3 protein-coding genes are annotated in these 17,158 nt (G+C 76.8%); 2 read left to right on the forward strand and 1 reads right to left on the reverse strand.

Annotation, left to right across the window (positions count from 1 at the left end):
• Positions 1–9 precede the first annotated feature (9 nt).
• The gene (locus tag O1G21_RS33925; RefSeq protein ID WP_270149097.1) at positions 10–228 is read right to left on the reverse strand and encodes an ASCH domain-containing protein; all 219 of its coding nucleotides are present in this window, start codon (positions 226–228) and stop codon (positions 10–12) included.
• On the opposite strand from O1G21_RS33925, the gene O1G21_RS33930 reads away from it, so the two are divergent.
• Complete coding sequence (locus tag O1G21_RS33930; RefSeq protein WP_270149099.1) at positions 218–610, forward strand: hypothetical protein; 393 nt, start codon at positions 218–220, stop codon at positions 608–610. The genes O1G21_RS33925 and O1G21_RS33930 overlap by 11 nt on opposite strands.
• Positions 611–870: 260 nt before the next feature.
• On the forward strand, positions 871–17,079 hold the full coding sequence (locus O1G21_RS33935; protein ID WP_270149100.1) for a type I polyketide synthase: 16,209 nt from the start codon (positions 871–873) through the stop codon (positions 17,077–17,079).
• The last annotated feature ends 79 nt before the right edge of the window (positions 17,080–17,158 follow it).

A 17,158-nucleotide genomic window follows, 5' to 3' on the forward strand; every position in this document is an offset into this window, starting at 1 on the left:
GCCCGGCACCTACGGCTGCCGGGCACGCCCGTTGTCCTCGCGGGGGTCACTCGCGGCGAGCCGCAGGTGGATCGCGAGGACGCCGAGCGCTTCCTTCTCCGGCGGGTAGATCTCCCGACAAGCGGCGAGCAGTTCGGCCCGGTTCATGCCCTCGCTGCCGATCGCGTCGTTGTCCTCGGCGTCGAGCATCGCCTCGAAGGTCTCGTACTCGACGACCTTGACGACCACGGTTCGGCAGCCGCACCCTCCACGGCTTCCCCGGGGCAGCTTCAGGAGGAGCTCGGGCTCACGCCCGACCGGATCGGCGACCTGGAGCTGGTCGCGATGGCGGACGCCCGGGCCGCCCGCGCCGCCCCGCAAGATCCACCTCATCTACCGCACCCACGTCACCCCGGAGGTCCGCGCCACCCTGGCGACCCAGGAGTTCGACGAGCTGCCCGACGGCAGCCACGAGGTCGGCAACACCGAGTGGATCGACTACCGCAAGGTCGGTGACCTGCCGCTGTTCCCGCCGATCGGCAAGGTCCTCGCCCAACTGCCCTCGCCGCACGCGCCGGTGCCGGCATTCGCGCTGGAGCCGGTCACCGACCAGAACCACACCTGGATCTGACCGCTCCAACGTGTGGGTCCGGGGCACTGGGGCGTCCCGGGCCCACACGCGCGTCGCGACGCCGGGGAGCCGGACGCTCGTTGAGGAGCCATTCGTTTAGGGAAAACCGGGGCCGTCCGTGGCGAGACTGGGCGGGCGACGGGTCGGACCTGACGTCAGGAGCTCGCGGCCGGCCCGGATCGGGCCTGCTGGGAGGGGCCGCACGCCAGGACCGCCCGCACGGCGCGTTCCTGGCGACCCCCGGAGAGGTTGACGGCCCGATGTCGAACGAAGACAAGCTCCGCGACTACCTGAAGCGGGCGATCGCGGACCTCCACGAGACCCGCGAACAGCTCCGCGAGGTGACCGAGCAGTACCGGGAGCCGATCGCCGTGGTCGGCATGGCCTGCCGGCTGCCGGGCGGGGTCGCCTCCCCGGAGGAGCTGTGGGACCTGGTGCGCGACGGCGTCGACGCCGTCTCCGCCTTCCCCGCCGACCGCGGCTGGGACCTGCCCGAGGGCGCCGTCACCTCCCGCGAGAGCGGGTTCCTGCACGACGCGGGCGAGTTCGACGCCGGGTTCTTCGGCATCGCCCCGCGCGAGGCCCTCGCCATGGACCCCCAGCAGCGGATCCTCCTGGAGACCGCCTGGGAGGCCGTCGAGCGGGCCGGCATCGACCCCGGAACCCTCACCGGCACCCCGACCGGCGTGTTCGTCGGCACCGGACACGGGGGCTACGACAGCGCCTCGACCGTGGGCGGTCAGGTCGCCGAGACCGCCGCAGGCCACCTGCTGACCGGCAACACCGTCAGCGTCGCCTCCGGCCGTATCTCCTACGTGCTCGGCCTCGAAGGCCCGGCCATCACGGTCGACACCGCGTGCTCCTCCTCCCTCGTCGCCCTGCACCTCGCCGTCCAGTCGCTGCGCCGGGGCGAGTGCTCGCTGGCGCTCGCGGGCGGCGTGACGGTGATGTCGAGCCCGCAGATGTTCACCGAGTTCTCCCGACAGGGCGGCCTCGCCGCCGACGGCCGGTGCAAGCCGTTCGCGGCGGCGGCCGACGGCACCGCTTGGAGCGAGGGCGCGGCCGTCCTGCTGGTCGAGCGGCTCTCGGACGCACAGCGGAACGGGCACCCGGTGCTGGCCGTGGTGCGCGGCTCGGCCGTCAACCAGGACGGCGCCTCCAACGGTCTGACGGCGCCCAACGGCCCGTCGCAGCAGCGGGTGATCCGGGCCGCCCTGGCCGACGCCGGGCTGTCGGCGGCCGAGGTGGACGCCGTCGAGGCACACGGCACGGGCACGCGGCTCGGGGACCCGATCGAGGCCCACGCCCTGCTCGCGACCTACGGGCAGGACCGCGAACAGCCCGTGCTCATCGGCGCGTTGAAGTCCAACACCGGGCACACCCAGGCCGCCTCCGGCGTGGCCGGGGTGATCAAGACGGTGCTCGCGATGCGGCACGGCCTGCTGCCGCGGACCCTGCACCTCGACGCCCCCACCCCGCACGTCGACTGGACCGCCGGCGCCGCCGAACTGCTGGGCGAGGCCCGGGAATGGCCCGCCAATCCGTGGCCCCGGCGGGCCGCCGTGTCCTCCTTCGGTGTGAGCGGCACCAACGCGCACGTCGTGCTGGAGGCGGCGCCCGAGCCCGTCGACGACGTCGTGCCCGGGGCACCGTGCGGGACGGCACTGCCGTGGGTGCTCTCGGCGCACAACGAGACGGCCCTACGGGCCCAGGCCGGCCGCCTGGCCACCCATCTCCGGACGCGCGGGCCGCTCGACCCTGCCGATGTCGCGTACTCGCTGGCCACCGGCCGGACGGCCATGGCGCACCGGGCCGTCGTCGTCTCGGCCGACCCGGAGGAGCGCCTGTGCGCGCTGGACGCCCTCGCGACCGGGAGCGCGGTCACCGGCCTGGTGGTGGGCGTGGCGGAGAAGGGGGCGACGGCGTTCCTCTTCTCTGGCCAGGGCTCGCAACGGCTGGGGATGGGACGGGAGTTGTACGGCCGGTTCCCGGTGTTCGCCCGGGCTTTCGACGCGGTGTGCGACGAGCTGCAGCTGCCGTTGCGGGACGTCGTCTGGGGTTCGGACGCGGAGCTGCTGAACCAGACCGCGTATGCCCAGGCCGGGTTGTTCGCCGTCGAGGTGGCGCTGTACCGGCTCGTCGAGTCGTTGGGCGTGCGGCCGGAGTTCGTGGCCGGGCACTCGATCGGTGAGGTGGCGGCGGCGCACGTCGCCGGGGTGTTCTCGCTCGCCGATGCCTGCGCCCTGGTGGCGGCGCGCGGCCGGCTGATGCAGGCGCTGCCTCCGGGCGGTGCGATGCTGGCGGTGCAGGCGACGGAGGACGAAGTCCTGCCGCTGCTGGGCGATCCCGTGTCGATAGCCGCCGTCAACGGCCCGACGTCCGTCGTGGTGTCCGGCACGGAGGAGGCCGTTGACGCGGTCCGCGCGCACTTCGCCGACCGCAGGACGACGCGGCTGCGGGTCTCGCACGCCTTTCACTCGCCGCTGATGGACCCGATGCTGGAGGACTTCCGGGCCGTCCTCGACGGTCTGTCCTACCGCGCCCCGTCGATCCCGCTGGTCTCAAACCTCACCGGCGCCCTGGGTGGAGATGTCACGACGCCCGAGTACTGGGTGCGCCACGTCCGCGAGGCCGTCCGCTTCGCCGACGGCGTCCGCACCCTGCACGGGGCCGGCGCGACCCGCTTCCTCGAACTCGGCCCCGACGGCGTCCTCGCCGCCATGGCGGCCGAGTCGCTGCCCGCCGACGTCGCCACGGCCGCCGTGCTCCGCACGGACCGCCCCGAGGAACCTGCCCTCCTGGAGGCCCTCGCCCGCCTGCACGTGCGCGGCGCGAGCCCGGACTGGGCGGCGGTGCTCGCCCGGTCCGGCGGGCGCCGCGTCGATCTGCCCACCTACGCGTTCCAGCGGCAGCGCTACTGGCTGCCCGAGCTCCGGGGCCGCGACGCGGGCGTGCCCGCCGCCGACCCGGTCGAGGACGCGTTCTGGACGGCCGTCGAGGCCGGCGACCTGCGGGAGGCGTCGGCCGTCCTCGGGATAGCGGAGGAGGACGCCGAGGCCTCGCTGGACCGCCTGCTGCCCGTCCTGGCCTCCTGGCGCGGGCAGCGCCGCCTGCTCGGCACGCTGGACAGGTGGACGTACGGGACGAGCTGGGTGCCCGTGCGCGGCCTCACCGACGCCGTCCCGCCGGGCCGCTGGCTCGCCGTCCTCCCGGCAGGAGGGGAGGAAAGCTGGCCCGACACCGTCCTCGACGCCCTCGCCGAGCGCGGCCTGCGGTTCGAACGGGCGGCCGGGGCCGAGACCCTGGCCGCGCTGCTCGCGGACGGCTGCGGCGAGCCGCCCGCCGGAGTCCTGTCGTTCCTCGCCGCCGACGGCCGACCGCACCCCGACCACCGTCTCGTCCCCCGCCACCTGCCGGGGACCGTCGAACTGCTGCGCACCCTGGAGGCCGCGGGAGGCCCGGCGAGGCTCTGGTGCCTGACCCGGGGCGCAGTCGCGGCCGAGGCCGCGGACCGCGTGGGCGAGCCCGAGCAGGCACAGCTGTGGGGCCTCGGCCGGGTGGCCGCGCTGGAGCACCCGCAGCGCTGGGGCGGCCTGATCGACCTGCCCGCCGCCCCTGACGCCCGCACCGCCGGGCGCCTGGCCGCCCTCCTCGCCCAGACCGCCGAGGACCAGCTCGCCCTGCGCGGCTCCGGTGCCTACGCCCGCCGCCTGACCCGGCGCCACCTATCGCCCGGCCGTGGGGCTGTGCTGCCGCAGCCCGGGGCGGAGGAGCAGGTGAAGGTCACGGACCCGCAGAGCGCGCCGGACGCCCCCGACGGCTGGACCGCCCCCCGGGGCACCCTGCTCGTCACCGGCGGCCTCGGCGCCCTCGGCACCCACGTCGCCCGCTGGCTGGCTCGCGCGGGTGCCGAACACCTCCTCCTGGTCGGCCGCCGCGGCCCCGGCGCCCCTGGTGCCCAACAGCTGAGCGAGGAGCTCGAAGGCCTCGGCGCCCGCGTCACCGTCGCGGCCTGCGACGTCGCCGACCGGGACGCGTTCGGCGCGCTCCTCGCCGCCGTGCCCGCCGAGCACCCGCTCGGCGGCGTCGTCCACGCAGCCGGTGTCCTGGACGACGGCGTGCTGGAGAGCCTCACGGCCGACCGCTTCGCCGACGTGCTCCGGGCCAAGGCCGTCTCCGCCCGCAACCTCCACGAGTTGACGGCCGGGCACGACCTCGCCCTGTTCGTCCTGTTCTCCTCGATCACCGGCGTCCTGGGCAACCCCGGCCAGGCCAACTACGCCGCCGCCAACGCCTACCTCGACGCCCTCGCCGAGCACCGCCGGGCCGCCGGGCTGCGGGCGACCGCCGTCGCCTGGGGCCCGTGGGCCGGGGGCGGCATGGCGGGGGACCACCCGGGCCTCACCGGGCGGATGCGGCGCAGCGGGCTCGCCCCGATGGACCCGGAGCAGGCCGTCGCCGCACTGCACCGGGCCCTGCTCGCGGACGCGTCCGGCCTCACCGTGGCGGACGTCGACTGGAGCGCGCTCGCGCCGGTGCTCACCGCCGCCAGGCCGAGCGCGCTGATCGCGGACCTGCCCGAGGCGCGCCACGCGGTCCGTCCGAGTGTCGCCACGACGGCCACCGACTCCCCGCTCACCGAGCAGCTGCGCGGCCGCCGCGCCGACGAGCAGGAGCGCCTGCTGCTGGAGCTCGTCCGGACCGAGGCCGCCGCCGTCCTCGGGCACGCCTCCACCGCGGCCGTCGACGCTGCGAGGGCGTTCCGGGACCTCGGGTTCGACTCGCTGACCGCCGTCGAGCTGCGCAACCGCCTCACCGCCGCGACCGGCCTGCGCCTGCCGGCCACGCTGCTGTTCGACCGGCCGACGCCGGCCGCCGTCGCCGCGCACCTGCGCGCCGAACTGGCCGGCACGGCCGCCGTGCTGGAGTCGGTGGCCGCCGTCGCCGCCGACGAGCCGATCGCGATCGTCGCGATGGCCTGCCGCTTCCCCGGCGGCGTCGAGTCGCCGGACGACCTCTGGCGGCTGCTCGCCGCGGGCCGCGACGCGGTGGGCCCGTTCCCGGCCGACCGGGGGTGGGACACCGACCGTCTGCACCACCCCGACCCGGACCACGAGGGCACCAGCTACGTCTCCGAGGGCGCCTTCCTCACCGCCCCCGCCGACTTCGATGCCGCCTTCTTCGGCATCTCGCCGCGTGAGGCCCTCGCGATGGACCCGCAGCAGCGGCTCCTGCTGGAGACCGTCTGGGAGGCCGTCGAGCGTTCCGGTATCGACCCGGGCACCCTGCACGGGTCGCGGACCGGCGTGTTCGTCGGCTCCAACTTCCAGGACTACCACCTGCTGCTGGACCCGGCCCGGGAGGGCGTCGCCGGGCACGTGATGACCGGCAACGCCGCGAGCGTGATCTCCGGTCGCGTCGCCTACACCCTCGGGCTGGAGGGCCCGGCCGTCACGGTCGACACCGCGTGCTCCTCCTCGCTGGTCGCCCTGCACCTGGCCGCCCAGGCCCTGCGCCGCGGCGAGTGCTCGCTGGCGCTCGCCGGCGGCGTGACGGTGATGTCCACGCCGCAGGTGTTCGTCGAGTTCTCGCGCCAGCGCGGCCTGGCCCCCGACGGCCGGTGCAAGCCGTTCGCGGACGCGGCGGACGGAACGGGCTGGGCGGAGGGCGTCGGCGTGCTGCTGGTCGAGCGGCTCTCGGACGCGCGGCGCAACGGGCACCCGGTGCTCGCGGTCGTGCGCGGCTCGGCCGTCAACCAGGACGGCGCCTCCAACGGGCTGACGGCGCCCAACGGCCCCTCGCAGCAGCGGGTGATCCGGGCCGCCCTGGCCGACGCGGGTCTGTCGCCCGCGGAGGTCGACGCCGTGGAGGCGCACGGCACCGGCACCCGCCTCGGCGACCCGATCGAGGCCCAGGCCCTGCTCGCCACCTACGGGCAGGACCGCGAACTCCCCCTGCTCCTCGGCTCGGTGAAGTCGAACCTCGGCCACACCCAGGCCGCGGCCGGAATCGCCGGCGTGATGAAGACCGTGCTCGCGATGCAGCACCGCGAGCTCCCCAAGTCCCTGCACATCGACGGGCCGACCGCGCAGGTCGACTGGACGGCGGGCGCCGTCGAGCTGCTGAGCGAGGCCCGCGCGTGGCCCGAGACCGGACGGCCGCCGCGCGCCGGCGTCTCCTCGTTCGGCGTCAGCGGCACCAACGCCCACGTGATCCTCGAAGCGGCCCCCACGCCCGAGCCGCTGCCCGAGCGCCCGGCCGCCGACCGCCCGCTGCCCTGGCTGCTCTCCGCCCGGACCCCCGACGCCGTGCGCGAGCAGGCCCGCCGCCTCGCCGCCCACGTCCGGGCGGCCGAGCCGACCCTCGACGACGTCGCGCGGTCGCTCGTCACGACCCGCGCCGCCCTGGAGCACCGGGCCGCCGTCGTCGCCCCCGACCGGGCCGGGCTCCTGGACGGCCTGGACGCGCTCGCCGAGGGCCGCGCCACCCCCGCCGTCCTGGAGGGGCAGGCCGCGGGCGAGGGCGCGCCGGTCTTCGTCTTCCCCGGTCAGGGCTCCCAATGGGCCGGCATGGCCGTCGAACTCCTCGACGGCGCACCTGCGTTCGCGCAGCGGTTCGCCGAGTGCGCGGCGGCACTGGCGCCGTTCACCGACTGGTCGGCGACCGACGTCCTGCGCGGCGAGCCCGGAGCACCCGGCCTCGACCGGGTCGACGTGGTGCAGCCCGTGCTGTTCGCCGTCATGGTGTCGCTCGCCGAACTGTGGCGCGCGCACGGCGTCGAACCGGCCGCCGTGCTCGGCCACTCGCAGGGCGAGATCGCCGCCGCCTGCGTGGCCGGCGCGCTCACCCTGGACGACGCCGCTCGCGTCGTGGCCCTGCGCAGCCGGGCGATCCGGCAGCTGGCGGGCCTCGGCGGCATGGTTTCGGTGGCCGAGCCGGCCGCCGCCGTCCGCGAGCGCCTCTCGCGCTGGGACGGGCGCGTCTCCGTCGCCGCCGTCAACGGCCCCCGGTCGGTGGTCGTCTCGGGAGACCCGGAGGCCCTGGAGGAACTGGCCGCCGACTGCGAGCGGTCCGGAGTCCGGGCCCGCCGCATCCCCGTCGACTACGCCTCGCACTCCGCGCACGTCGAGCGCATCGAGCACGAGCTGCTCGACCTGCTCGCGCCGATCGCCCCGCGCACCGCCGACGTCCCGTTCTGCTCGACCGTCACCGGCGCCGTCATCGACACCGCCGGGCTGGACGCCGCCTACTGGTACCGCAACCTGCGCCAGACCGTGGAGTTCGAGCAGGCCACCCGCACCCTGCTGGCCGCCGGCCACCGGGTGTTCGTCGAGATCAGCCCGCACCCGGTGGTCACCACCGGTGTCCAGGAGACGATCGAGGACAGCGGCGTGCCCGCCGCCGCCCTCGGCACCCTGCGCCGCGACGAGGGCGGCCCGGGGCGCTTCCTCCTCGCCCTCGCCGACGCCCGCAACCACGGCGCCCGGATGGACTGGGACCTCCTGTTCGCCGGCACCGGAGCGCGCGCCACCGAGCTGCCGACGTACCCGTTCCAGCGGCAGCGCTACTGGCCGCGCCCGGGCGGGACGGGCGGCGACGTCACCACGGCCGGCCTGGCCGCGCCGGAGCACCCGCTGCTCGGCGCTTCCGTCGAACTCGCCCAGGGTGGTGGGTTGGTGGCAACCGCCCGCTGGTCGTTGCACACCCACCCGTGGCTCGCTGACCACTGCGTCGCGGGCACCGTCGTGGTGCCCGGCGCCGCGCTGGTCGAGGCGGTCGTCCGGGCCGGCGACGAGCTCGGCTGCGGGCGCATCGAGGAACTGACCCTGTACGCGCCCGTCCTGCTGCCCGAACGCGGCGCGCTCCAGGTGCAGATCGAGGTCGGGGCCCCCGACGGCACGGGCCTGCGCCCGGTCGCCCTGCACAGCCGCCCGGCGGACGCGGACGCACCCGAGGGCTGGACCCTGCACGCCGACGGCAGTGTCGCCCCCGCCGGGGCCGAGCCGGCGCCGGCCTCCCCCGTCTGGCCGCCCGTCGGCGCCGAGCCGATCGACGTCAGCGGTCTCTACCCGGGCCTGCGCCAGGACGGCTACGGCTACGGACCGGTGTTCCGGGGCGTGCGCGCGGCCTGGCGCCTCGGCACCGCCGTCCACGCCGAGGTGGAACTCCCCGCGCCGGCCAGCGCCGACGCCGCCCGCTACGGTCTGCACCCGGCGCTGCTCGACGCCGCCCTGCACCCCGCCGGGCTCGGCCCGCTGGCGGGCCGACCCGGGCTGCCGTTCGCCTGGAACGGCGTCACGCTCCACGCCGCCGGAGCCACCGCGCTGCGCGTGACGCTCACTCCGGCCGGACCCGACGCGGTGTCCGTCGCGATGGCCGACCCGGCCGGCCGGCCGGTGGCCGCCATCGAGGCGCTGGCCGTGCGCCCGCTCGCCGAGGGCGCCCTCGACCCGGCCGCCCGGGTTGCCCGGGAGGCGCTCTTCCACCTGGACTGGCCGGCGCTGACCCTCGCCGGGCCCGGCCCGGCGCCCGCTCGCTGGACCGTCCTCGGTGAGCCGCCCGCCCACGTGGCGGCCCTCGCCGAGGCGGGCGTCACCCTCGGCGCCGACGCGGATGTCACGCTCGTCGAGCTCGGCGGCGACGAACCGCTCGCCGCGCTCGAACACGCCCTCGCCGTCCTCCAGGAGTGGCTCGCCGACGACCGCCCGGACGCCACGCTGCTGGTGACCACCCGCCGCGCCGTCGCCGCCGACCCCGCGGAGGACGTCCACGACCTGCCCGCCGCCGCGGTCCACGGCCTGGTCGGCTCCGCCCAGAGCGAGCACCCCGGCCGCGTCGTCCTGGTCGACCTGGACGACGACCCGGCCTCCTGGCGCGCCCTGCCCGCCGCACTCGCCACCGGGGAACCCCGGCTCGCGCTGCGCCACGGCACCGCCCACGTGCCCCGCCTGGCCCGTGCCCACACCGCCGGGCCACTGCCCGTGCCCGACGGCCCGTGGCGCCTGGACATCCGCACCAAGGGCAGCGTCGACGACCTCGAACTCGTCCCCAGCCCCGACGCCGCCGCGCCGCTCGCCGAGGGCGAGGTCCGCATCGAAGTCCGCGCCGCCGGTCTCAACTTCCGCGACGTCCTCAACGCCCTCGACATGTACCCGGGCGGCGCTCGCTTCCTCGGGGCCGAAGCCGCCGGCGTCGTGAGCGAAGTCGGCCCCGGCGTCACCGGATTCGCCGTCGGAGACCGAGTGATGGGCATGGTCACCGGAGGCTTCGGCCCGCTCGCCGTCGCCGACCACCGGGTGCTCGCCCGCGTCCCCCGGGGCTGGACCTTCGCGCAGGCCGCCTCCGTCCCCGTCGTCTTCCTCACCGCCTACTACGCCCTGCGCGACCTCGCCGGCCTCCGGGACGGTGAACGCCTCCTGGTCCACGCCGCGGCCGGCGGCGTCGGCATGGCCGCCACCCAGCTCGGCCGCCTCTGGGGCGCCGAGGTCTACGGCACCGCGAGCGAGGGCAAGCAGCACCTGCTGCGCGCCGAAGGCCTGCCCGACACCGCCATCGCCTCCTCCCGCACCCTCGACTTCGAGGAGCGCTTCCGCGCCGCCACCGGCGGCGACGGCGTGGACGTCGTCCTCAACTCCCTCGCGGGGGACTACGTCGACTCCTCGCTGCGCCTCCTCGGCCCCGGCGGGCGGCTGATCGAGATGGGCCGCACCGACGTCCGCGACCCCGCCGAGGTCGCCGCCGCCCACGGCGGCGCCCACTACCGGGCGTTCGTCCTCCAGGAGGCCGGACCCGAGCGGATCGGGCAGATGCTCGCCGATCTGGTCGAGCTGTTCGAACAGGGCGCGCTGCGCCCACTGCCCCTCACCTGCTGGGACGTCACCCGCGCCCGCGAGGCCTTCCGCCACATGGCCCAGGCCCGGCACACCGGCAAGATCGTCCTCACCGTGCCGCGACCCTGGGACCCCGACGGCACCGTCCTGATCACCGGCGGCACCGGCACCCTCGGCGCCGAACTGGCCCGCCACCTGGTCACGTCGCGCGGCGTGCGGCACCTGCTGCTCGCCGGCCGCGCCGGCGCGGCCGCTCCCGGCGCGGTCGAGCTCGTCGCCGACCTCACGGCCCTCGGCGCCGACGCCCGCCTCGCCGCCTGCGACACGGCCGACCGCGACGCCCTGGCGGCGCTGCTGGCCGCCGTGCCCGCCGAGCACCCGCTCACCGCCGTCGTCCACGCCGCCGGCGTCCTCGACGACGGCGTCGTCGCCGGCCTGACGGCCGACCGGCTCGCCGCCGTGCTGCGCCCCAAGGCCGACGCCGCCCACCACCTGCACGAGCTCACCCGCGACCTCGACCTCGCCGACCTCGTCCTGTTCTCCTCCGCCGCAGGCGTCTTCGGTTCGCCCGGCCAGGGCAGCTACGCCGCCGCCAACGCGTGGCTCGACGCCCTCGCCCAGCACCGCCGCGTCGCCGGCCTGCCCACCACCGCCCTCGCCTGGGGCCTGTGGGCACAGGCCAGCACCATGACCGCCCACCTCGGCGCCACCGACCGGGCCCGCTCTGAGCAGTCCGGTGCCCTCACCCTCAGCACCCCGGACGGCCTCGTCCTGTTCGACGCCGCCCTCGCCGACCACCGGGCCCTGCTCGTGCCCGTCCGGCTCGACACCGCCGGCCTGCGCTCGCGCGGCGCGGCCGAACTCCCCGCCCTGCTGCGCGCCCTGGTCCGGGCCCCGGCCCGCCGCGCCGCACAGGGCGCCCCGGCCGCCGACGGGCTGCGCGCCCGCCTGGCCGGGCTCGCCGCGGCCGACCGCGCCGCGGCGCTGCTCGACCTGGTGAGCGGCTGCACCGCGGCCGTGCTCGGCCACTCCTCGGCCGACCAGGTCCACGCCACCCGGCCCTTCCGCGACCTCGGCCTCGACTCGCTGACCGCCGTGGAACTGCGCAACCGCCTCAACGCCGCCACCGGCCTGCGGCTGCCAGCGACCCTGGCGTTCGACCACCCCACCCCCGGGGCGCTCGCCGGGCACCTGGCGGACGGCCTCACCGGCACCGGCGCGGCGACCGCGGCCGGCGCGACCCCGCAGGCCGCCGACGAGCCGATCGCGATCGTCGCCATGGCCTGCCGCTTCCCCGGCGGCGTCGCGACCCCCGACGACCTGTGGACCCTGCTGTCCACCGGCACGGACGCCATCGCCCCCTTCCCCGCCGACCGCGGCTGGGACCTCGACCACCTCTACGACGGCATCCCGGACCACCCCGACTCCTCCCGCACTCGGGAGGGCGGCTTCCTCACCGACGCCGCCGGCTTCGACGCCGCCTTCTTCGGCGTCAGCCCCAACGAGGCCGTCGCGATGGACCCGCAGCAGCGGCTCCTCCTGGAGACCACGTGGGAGGCCCTCGAACGCGCCGGCATCGACCCGGGCACCCTGCGCGGAAGCCGCACCGGCGTCTTCGCCGGCCTGTCCTCCAGCGACTACCTCGACCGGGTGACCCGCGTCCCCGACGAGGCCGCGCCGTACGTCAGCACCGGCAACGCCGCGAGCGTGATCTCCGGCCGCGTCGCCTACACCCTCGGCCTGGAGGGCCCGGCGGTCACCGTCGACACCGCGTGCTCGTCCTCCCTCGTGGCGCTCCACCTCGCGGTCCGCGCGCTGCGCGGCGGCGAGTGCACGCTCGCCCTCGCGGGCGGCGTCACCGTGATGTCGACCCCGATGATCCCGGTCGACTTCGCCCGCCAGCGCGGCCTCGCCCTCGACGGGCGCTGCAAGCCCTTCGCCGACGCGGCCGACGGCACCGGCTTCTCCGAGGGCGTCGGCGTCCTGCTCGTCGAGCGGCTCTCGGACGCGCGGCGCAACGGGCACCCCGTCCTCGCCGTCGTGCGGGGTTCGGCCGTCAACCAGGACGGCGCCAGCAACGGGCTCAGCGCCCCGAACGGCCCGTCCCAGCAGCGGGTGATCCGGGCCGCCCTGGCCGACGCGGGTCTGTCGCCCGCGGAGGTCGACGCCGTGGAGGCGCACGGCACCGGCACCCGCCTCGGCGACCCGATCGAGGCCCAGGCCCTGCTCGCCACCTACGGCCAGGACCGTGAACACCCGCTCCTCGTCGGCTCGGTGAAGTCCAACCTCGGCCACACCCAGGCCGCCGCCGGCGTCGCCGGCGTCATGCGAACCGTCCTCGCCCTGCGGCACGCCGCGCTCCCGCAGAGCCTCCACATCGACCGGCCCACCACGCACGTCGACTGGACGGACGGCGCCGTCGACCTGCTCACCGAGGCCCGCGACTGGCCCGCCACCGGCCGGCCCCGGCGCGCCGGCGTCTCCTCCTTCGGCCTCAGCGGCACCAACGCCCACGTGATCCTCGAACAGGCCCCGGAGCCGGAGCCCTCGGTGGCCGGCCCGGAGCGGCCCGCCCTCCCCTGGCTGCTCTCCGCCCGCAGCGCCGAGGCGCTGCGCTGCCAGGCCCGCGCCCTGCTCGACCACCTCGACGACCCGGACCCCGCCGCCCCGCTCGACCTCGCCCACTCCCTCGCCACCGGCCGCGCCCTCCTGGAGCACCGCGCCGTCGTCGTCGGCGCCGGCACCGACGACCTCCGGGCGGGACTCGCCGCGCTCGCCGACGGCACGCCCGCCCCGGGCGTCCTCACCGGCCGGCACGGCGCCGGGCGCGACCGCCGGGTCGTCCTCGTCTTCCCCGGCCAGGGCTCCCAGTGGGTCGGCATGGGCGCCGAACTGCTCGACGCCTCGCCGGAGTTCGCCGAGCGGATCGCCGCCTGCGGACGGGCCCTCGCGCCCTGGACCGACTGGTCCCTCGAAGCCGTGCTGCGCGGCGCGGCCGATGCGCCGTCGCTCGACCGCGTCGACGTCGCCCAGCCCGCCCTGTGGGCCACCATGATCGGGCTCGCCGCCTGCTGGCAGGCCCACGGTGTCACCCCCGCCGCCGTCCTCGGGCACTCCCAGGGCGAGATCGCCGCCGCCTGCGTGGCCGGCGCACTCTCCCTGGAGGACGGCGCCAAGGTGGTCGCCCTGCGCAGCCGGGCGATCGCCCGAGGCCTGTCCGGTCACGGCGGCATGGTGGCGGTGCCGCAGACCCACGCCGACGTCCTGGCCCGCATCGAGCCGTACGGCGGCCGGATCTCGGTGGCCGCCGCCAACGGCCCGGCCGGCGTCGTCGTCTCCGGCGAGAACACGGCCCTCGACGACCTCATCGCCGAATGCGCCCGCGACGGTGTCCGGGCCAAGCGCATCCCCGTCGACTACGCCTCCCACTCCGCCCAGGTCGAGCGGATCGAGGAGACCCTGCACACCGAGCTCGCCGGACTGACCACGCGCGACGCCCGCGTCCCCTTCTTCTCCACCGTCACCGCTGACTGGCTCGGCGACACCCCGCTGGACGCCGGCTACTGGTACCGCAACCTGCGGCAGACCGTCCGCCTGGAGGAGTCCGTCCGCGCACTGCTCGCCGAGGGCCACGACGCCTTCCTGGAATGCAGCCCGCACCCCGTGCTGTCCATGGCCGTCGAGGACACCGCGGCCGACGCCGGTGCCCGGGCCGTCGTGCTCGGCACCGTCCGGCGCGAGGACGGCGGACCGGCCCGGCTGCTGGCCTCCCTCGGCGAGGCCCACGTGCGCGGCGTGCGGATCGACTGGCGGCCCGCCGTCACCGGTGGCAGGCCCGTCGACCTGCCCACCTACCCCTTCCAGCGCCGCCGCTACTGGCTCGCCCAGGACGCCGTCCGCGGCGGAGCACCCCTCGACCCCTGCGGGCTGGACGCCGTCGTCCGGCTCGCGGACGGCTCGGGGAGCGTCCTGCTCACCGGCCGGATCGGAACCGCGACGCACCCCTGGACGGCCGAGCACCGGGTGCGCGGCACGGCCGTCGTACCGGGGACCGCGCTGCTCGACTGGGCCGTGCGGGCCGGCGACGAGGCCGGCTGCCCGGTCGTCGCCGAACTCACCGAGCTCACCCCGCTGGCCCTGCCCGACCACGGAACCGTCGACCTCCAGCTCGCCGCGGCCCCCGCCGACGCGGACGGCCGACGGGCCCTCACCATCCACGCCCGCCCGTCCGACGCGGCCGACGACGTCCCGTGGACCCACCACGCCAGCGGCACACTGACCGGTGGTGTCGTCGACGGCGAGGCCCTCACGGAATGGCCCCCCGCCGGTGCGCAGCCGGTGGACGCCGCAACGCCGGAGGGCACCGCGTACGGCGAGCGCTTCCGCACCGTCCTGGCCCGCTGGCGGCGCGGCGACGAACTGTTCGCCGAGGTCGCCCTGCCCGAGGAGCACCGCACCGACACGGCCGGCTTCCGCGTCCACCCCGGCCTGCTCCAGGCCCTGCTCGCCACCCTCCCGGACGGCACCGACCCCGCCCAGCCCGCCGACTGGCGCGGCGTCACCGTCCACGCCACCGGCGCCACCCTGCTCCGCGTCCGGCTCACCCCGGCCGCCGACGGCACCCACGCGCTGACCGCGGCCGACGCCGACGGCGCCCCCGTGCTCACCGCCGACGCCGTCACCGTCCGCCCCGTCGCGGCCGAGCACCTCGCTCCGGCGGCCGACCCGCTCTACGCGGTCGAGTGGATCCCGGTGTCCGCCGCTTCCCGTGCGGACGCGGTCGTCCTCGGTGACGACGGCGCCCTCGCCGCCGCCCTCGACGCCCGCTCCCACGCCGACCTCGCCGAGCTCACCGCCGCCCTGGACGCCGGAGAGCCCGTACCCGCCACCGTCGTCCACCGCCTCACCGCCGCCGACGAGGGCGACCCCGTCACCGCCGCGCACCGCGCCGTCCGGACCGCCCACCGCCTCGCCCGCTCCTGGCTCGCCGAGCCCCGGCTCGCCGACGCCCGCCTCGTCCTGCTCACCCACGGCGCCGAGACCGCGGGCCCGAGCACCGACGCCACCGTCCTGGCCCAAGCGGCCGCCCACGGACTCGTCCGCTCCGCCCAGTCCGAGAACCCCGGCCGCTTCCTCCTCGTCGACCTCGACGACGACCCGGCCTCCACCGCTGCCCTTCCCACCGCCCTCGCCGTCCCCGACGAGCCGCGCCTGGCAGTCCGCCGGGGCGAGGTGACGGCGCCCCGGCTGCACCCGGTGAGCACCGACGGGGGTGACCGGGCGTGGTCCTGGGACCCGGCCGGCACCGTCCTGATCACCGGCGGAACCGGCACCCTCGGCGCCCTCGTCGCCCGTCACCTCGTCACCGACCACGGCGTCCGCCACCTCCTGCTCACCGGCCGCCGCGGCCCCGCCGCTCCCGGTGCCGCCGAGCTCGTCGCCGACCTCGCGGCCCTCGGCGCCGACGCCTGCGTCGCCGCCTGCGACGCCGCCGACCGCGCCGCCCTCGACGCGCTCCTCGCCACCGTTCCCGACGAGCACCCGCTCACCGGCGTCGTCCACGCCGCCGGCGTCCTGCGGGACGGCCTGATCGAAGGCCTGACGGACGATCAGCTCTCCGAGGTGCTGCGCCCCAAGGTCGACGCCGCGTGGAACCTCCACGGGGCGACCCGCGACCTCGACCTCTCGGCCTTCGTCCTGTTCTCCTCCTTCGCCGCCACCGCCGGCGGCCCCGGCCAGGCCAACTACGCCGCCGCCAACGCCTTCCTCGACGCCCTCGCCCACCACCGCCGCGCCGAAGGGCGCCCGGCCGTCTCCCTCGCGTGGGGATACTGGGGAGAATCGAGTGGGATGACGTCCACGCTGGACGCCGTGGACATCGCCCGCTTCGCGCGCTCCGGCATGCTGCCGCTCACGGCCGTCCAGGGCCTCGCCCTGCTCGACGCCGCGAGCGGTGTCGACCGACCGCACCTGGTCCCGATCCGGCTCGACCGGCACGCCCTCGCCACCGTCGGGGCCCCGCCGCTCCTCGCCGGACTCGCACCCCGTCGCGCCCTCCGGCGCACCGCCACCGGGGCAGCCGGGAGTCCGGCGACCGGCGACCGGGGCGTCCTGGACCGGCTGCCCGGCCTCGCCGCCGACCAGCAGGAGAAGCTGCTGCTGGACGTCGTCGTCGGCCACCTCGCCGCCGTCCTCGGCCACAGCTCGCCCGAGGCCGTCGACCCCGAGCGCGGCTTCCTCGACCTCGGCATGTCCTCCCTGACGGCCGTCGAGCTGCGGAACCGCCTCAACGCCGAACTCGGGCTGCGGCTGCCCACCACGACGATCTTCGACCACCCGTCGCCCACCGCTCTCGCCGGACGCCTGCGCGAACTCGCCGACGCGCCCACCGGCAGCGCGGCGCCCGCCGCCCGGCCGGTCTTCGCCGAACTCGACGAGCTGGAGAGCGCGCTCGGTGCCACCGAGCTGGACGCCGACTCCCGCACCCGCCTCCTCGCCCGCCTCAAGAGCCTCCAGTGGCGGCTCGACGGCGACGCGACCGAGTCGCCCGCCGGCGCCGACGGCCCGGACGACGCGCTCGACGACACCACGGACGACGAGATGTTCGACCTGATCGACCGCGAGCTCGGCCTCGCCTGAGGAGCGGCCCCGGGGCCCCGTGCCCCGCGGTCGTCCCACGGACCCGTACCACCCTTCCGAACTGCGAGGTTTCCCACCC

Origin of the sequence: Kitasatospora cathayae, from assembly GCF_027627435.1 — a bacterium.
In the GTDB taxonomy this organism is placed as follows: Bacteria; Actinomycetota; Actinomycetes; order Streptomycetales; family Streptomycetaceae; genus Kitasatospora; species Kitasatospora cathayae.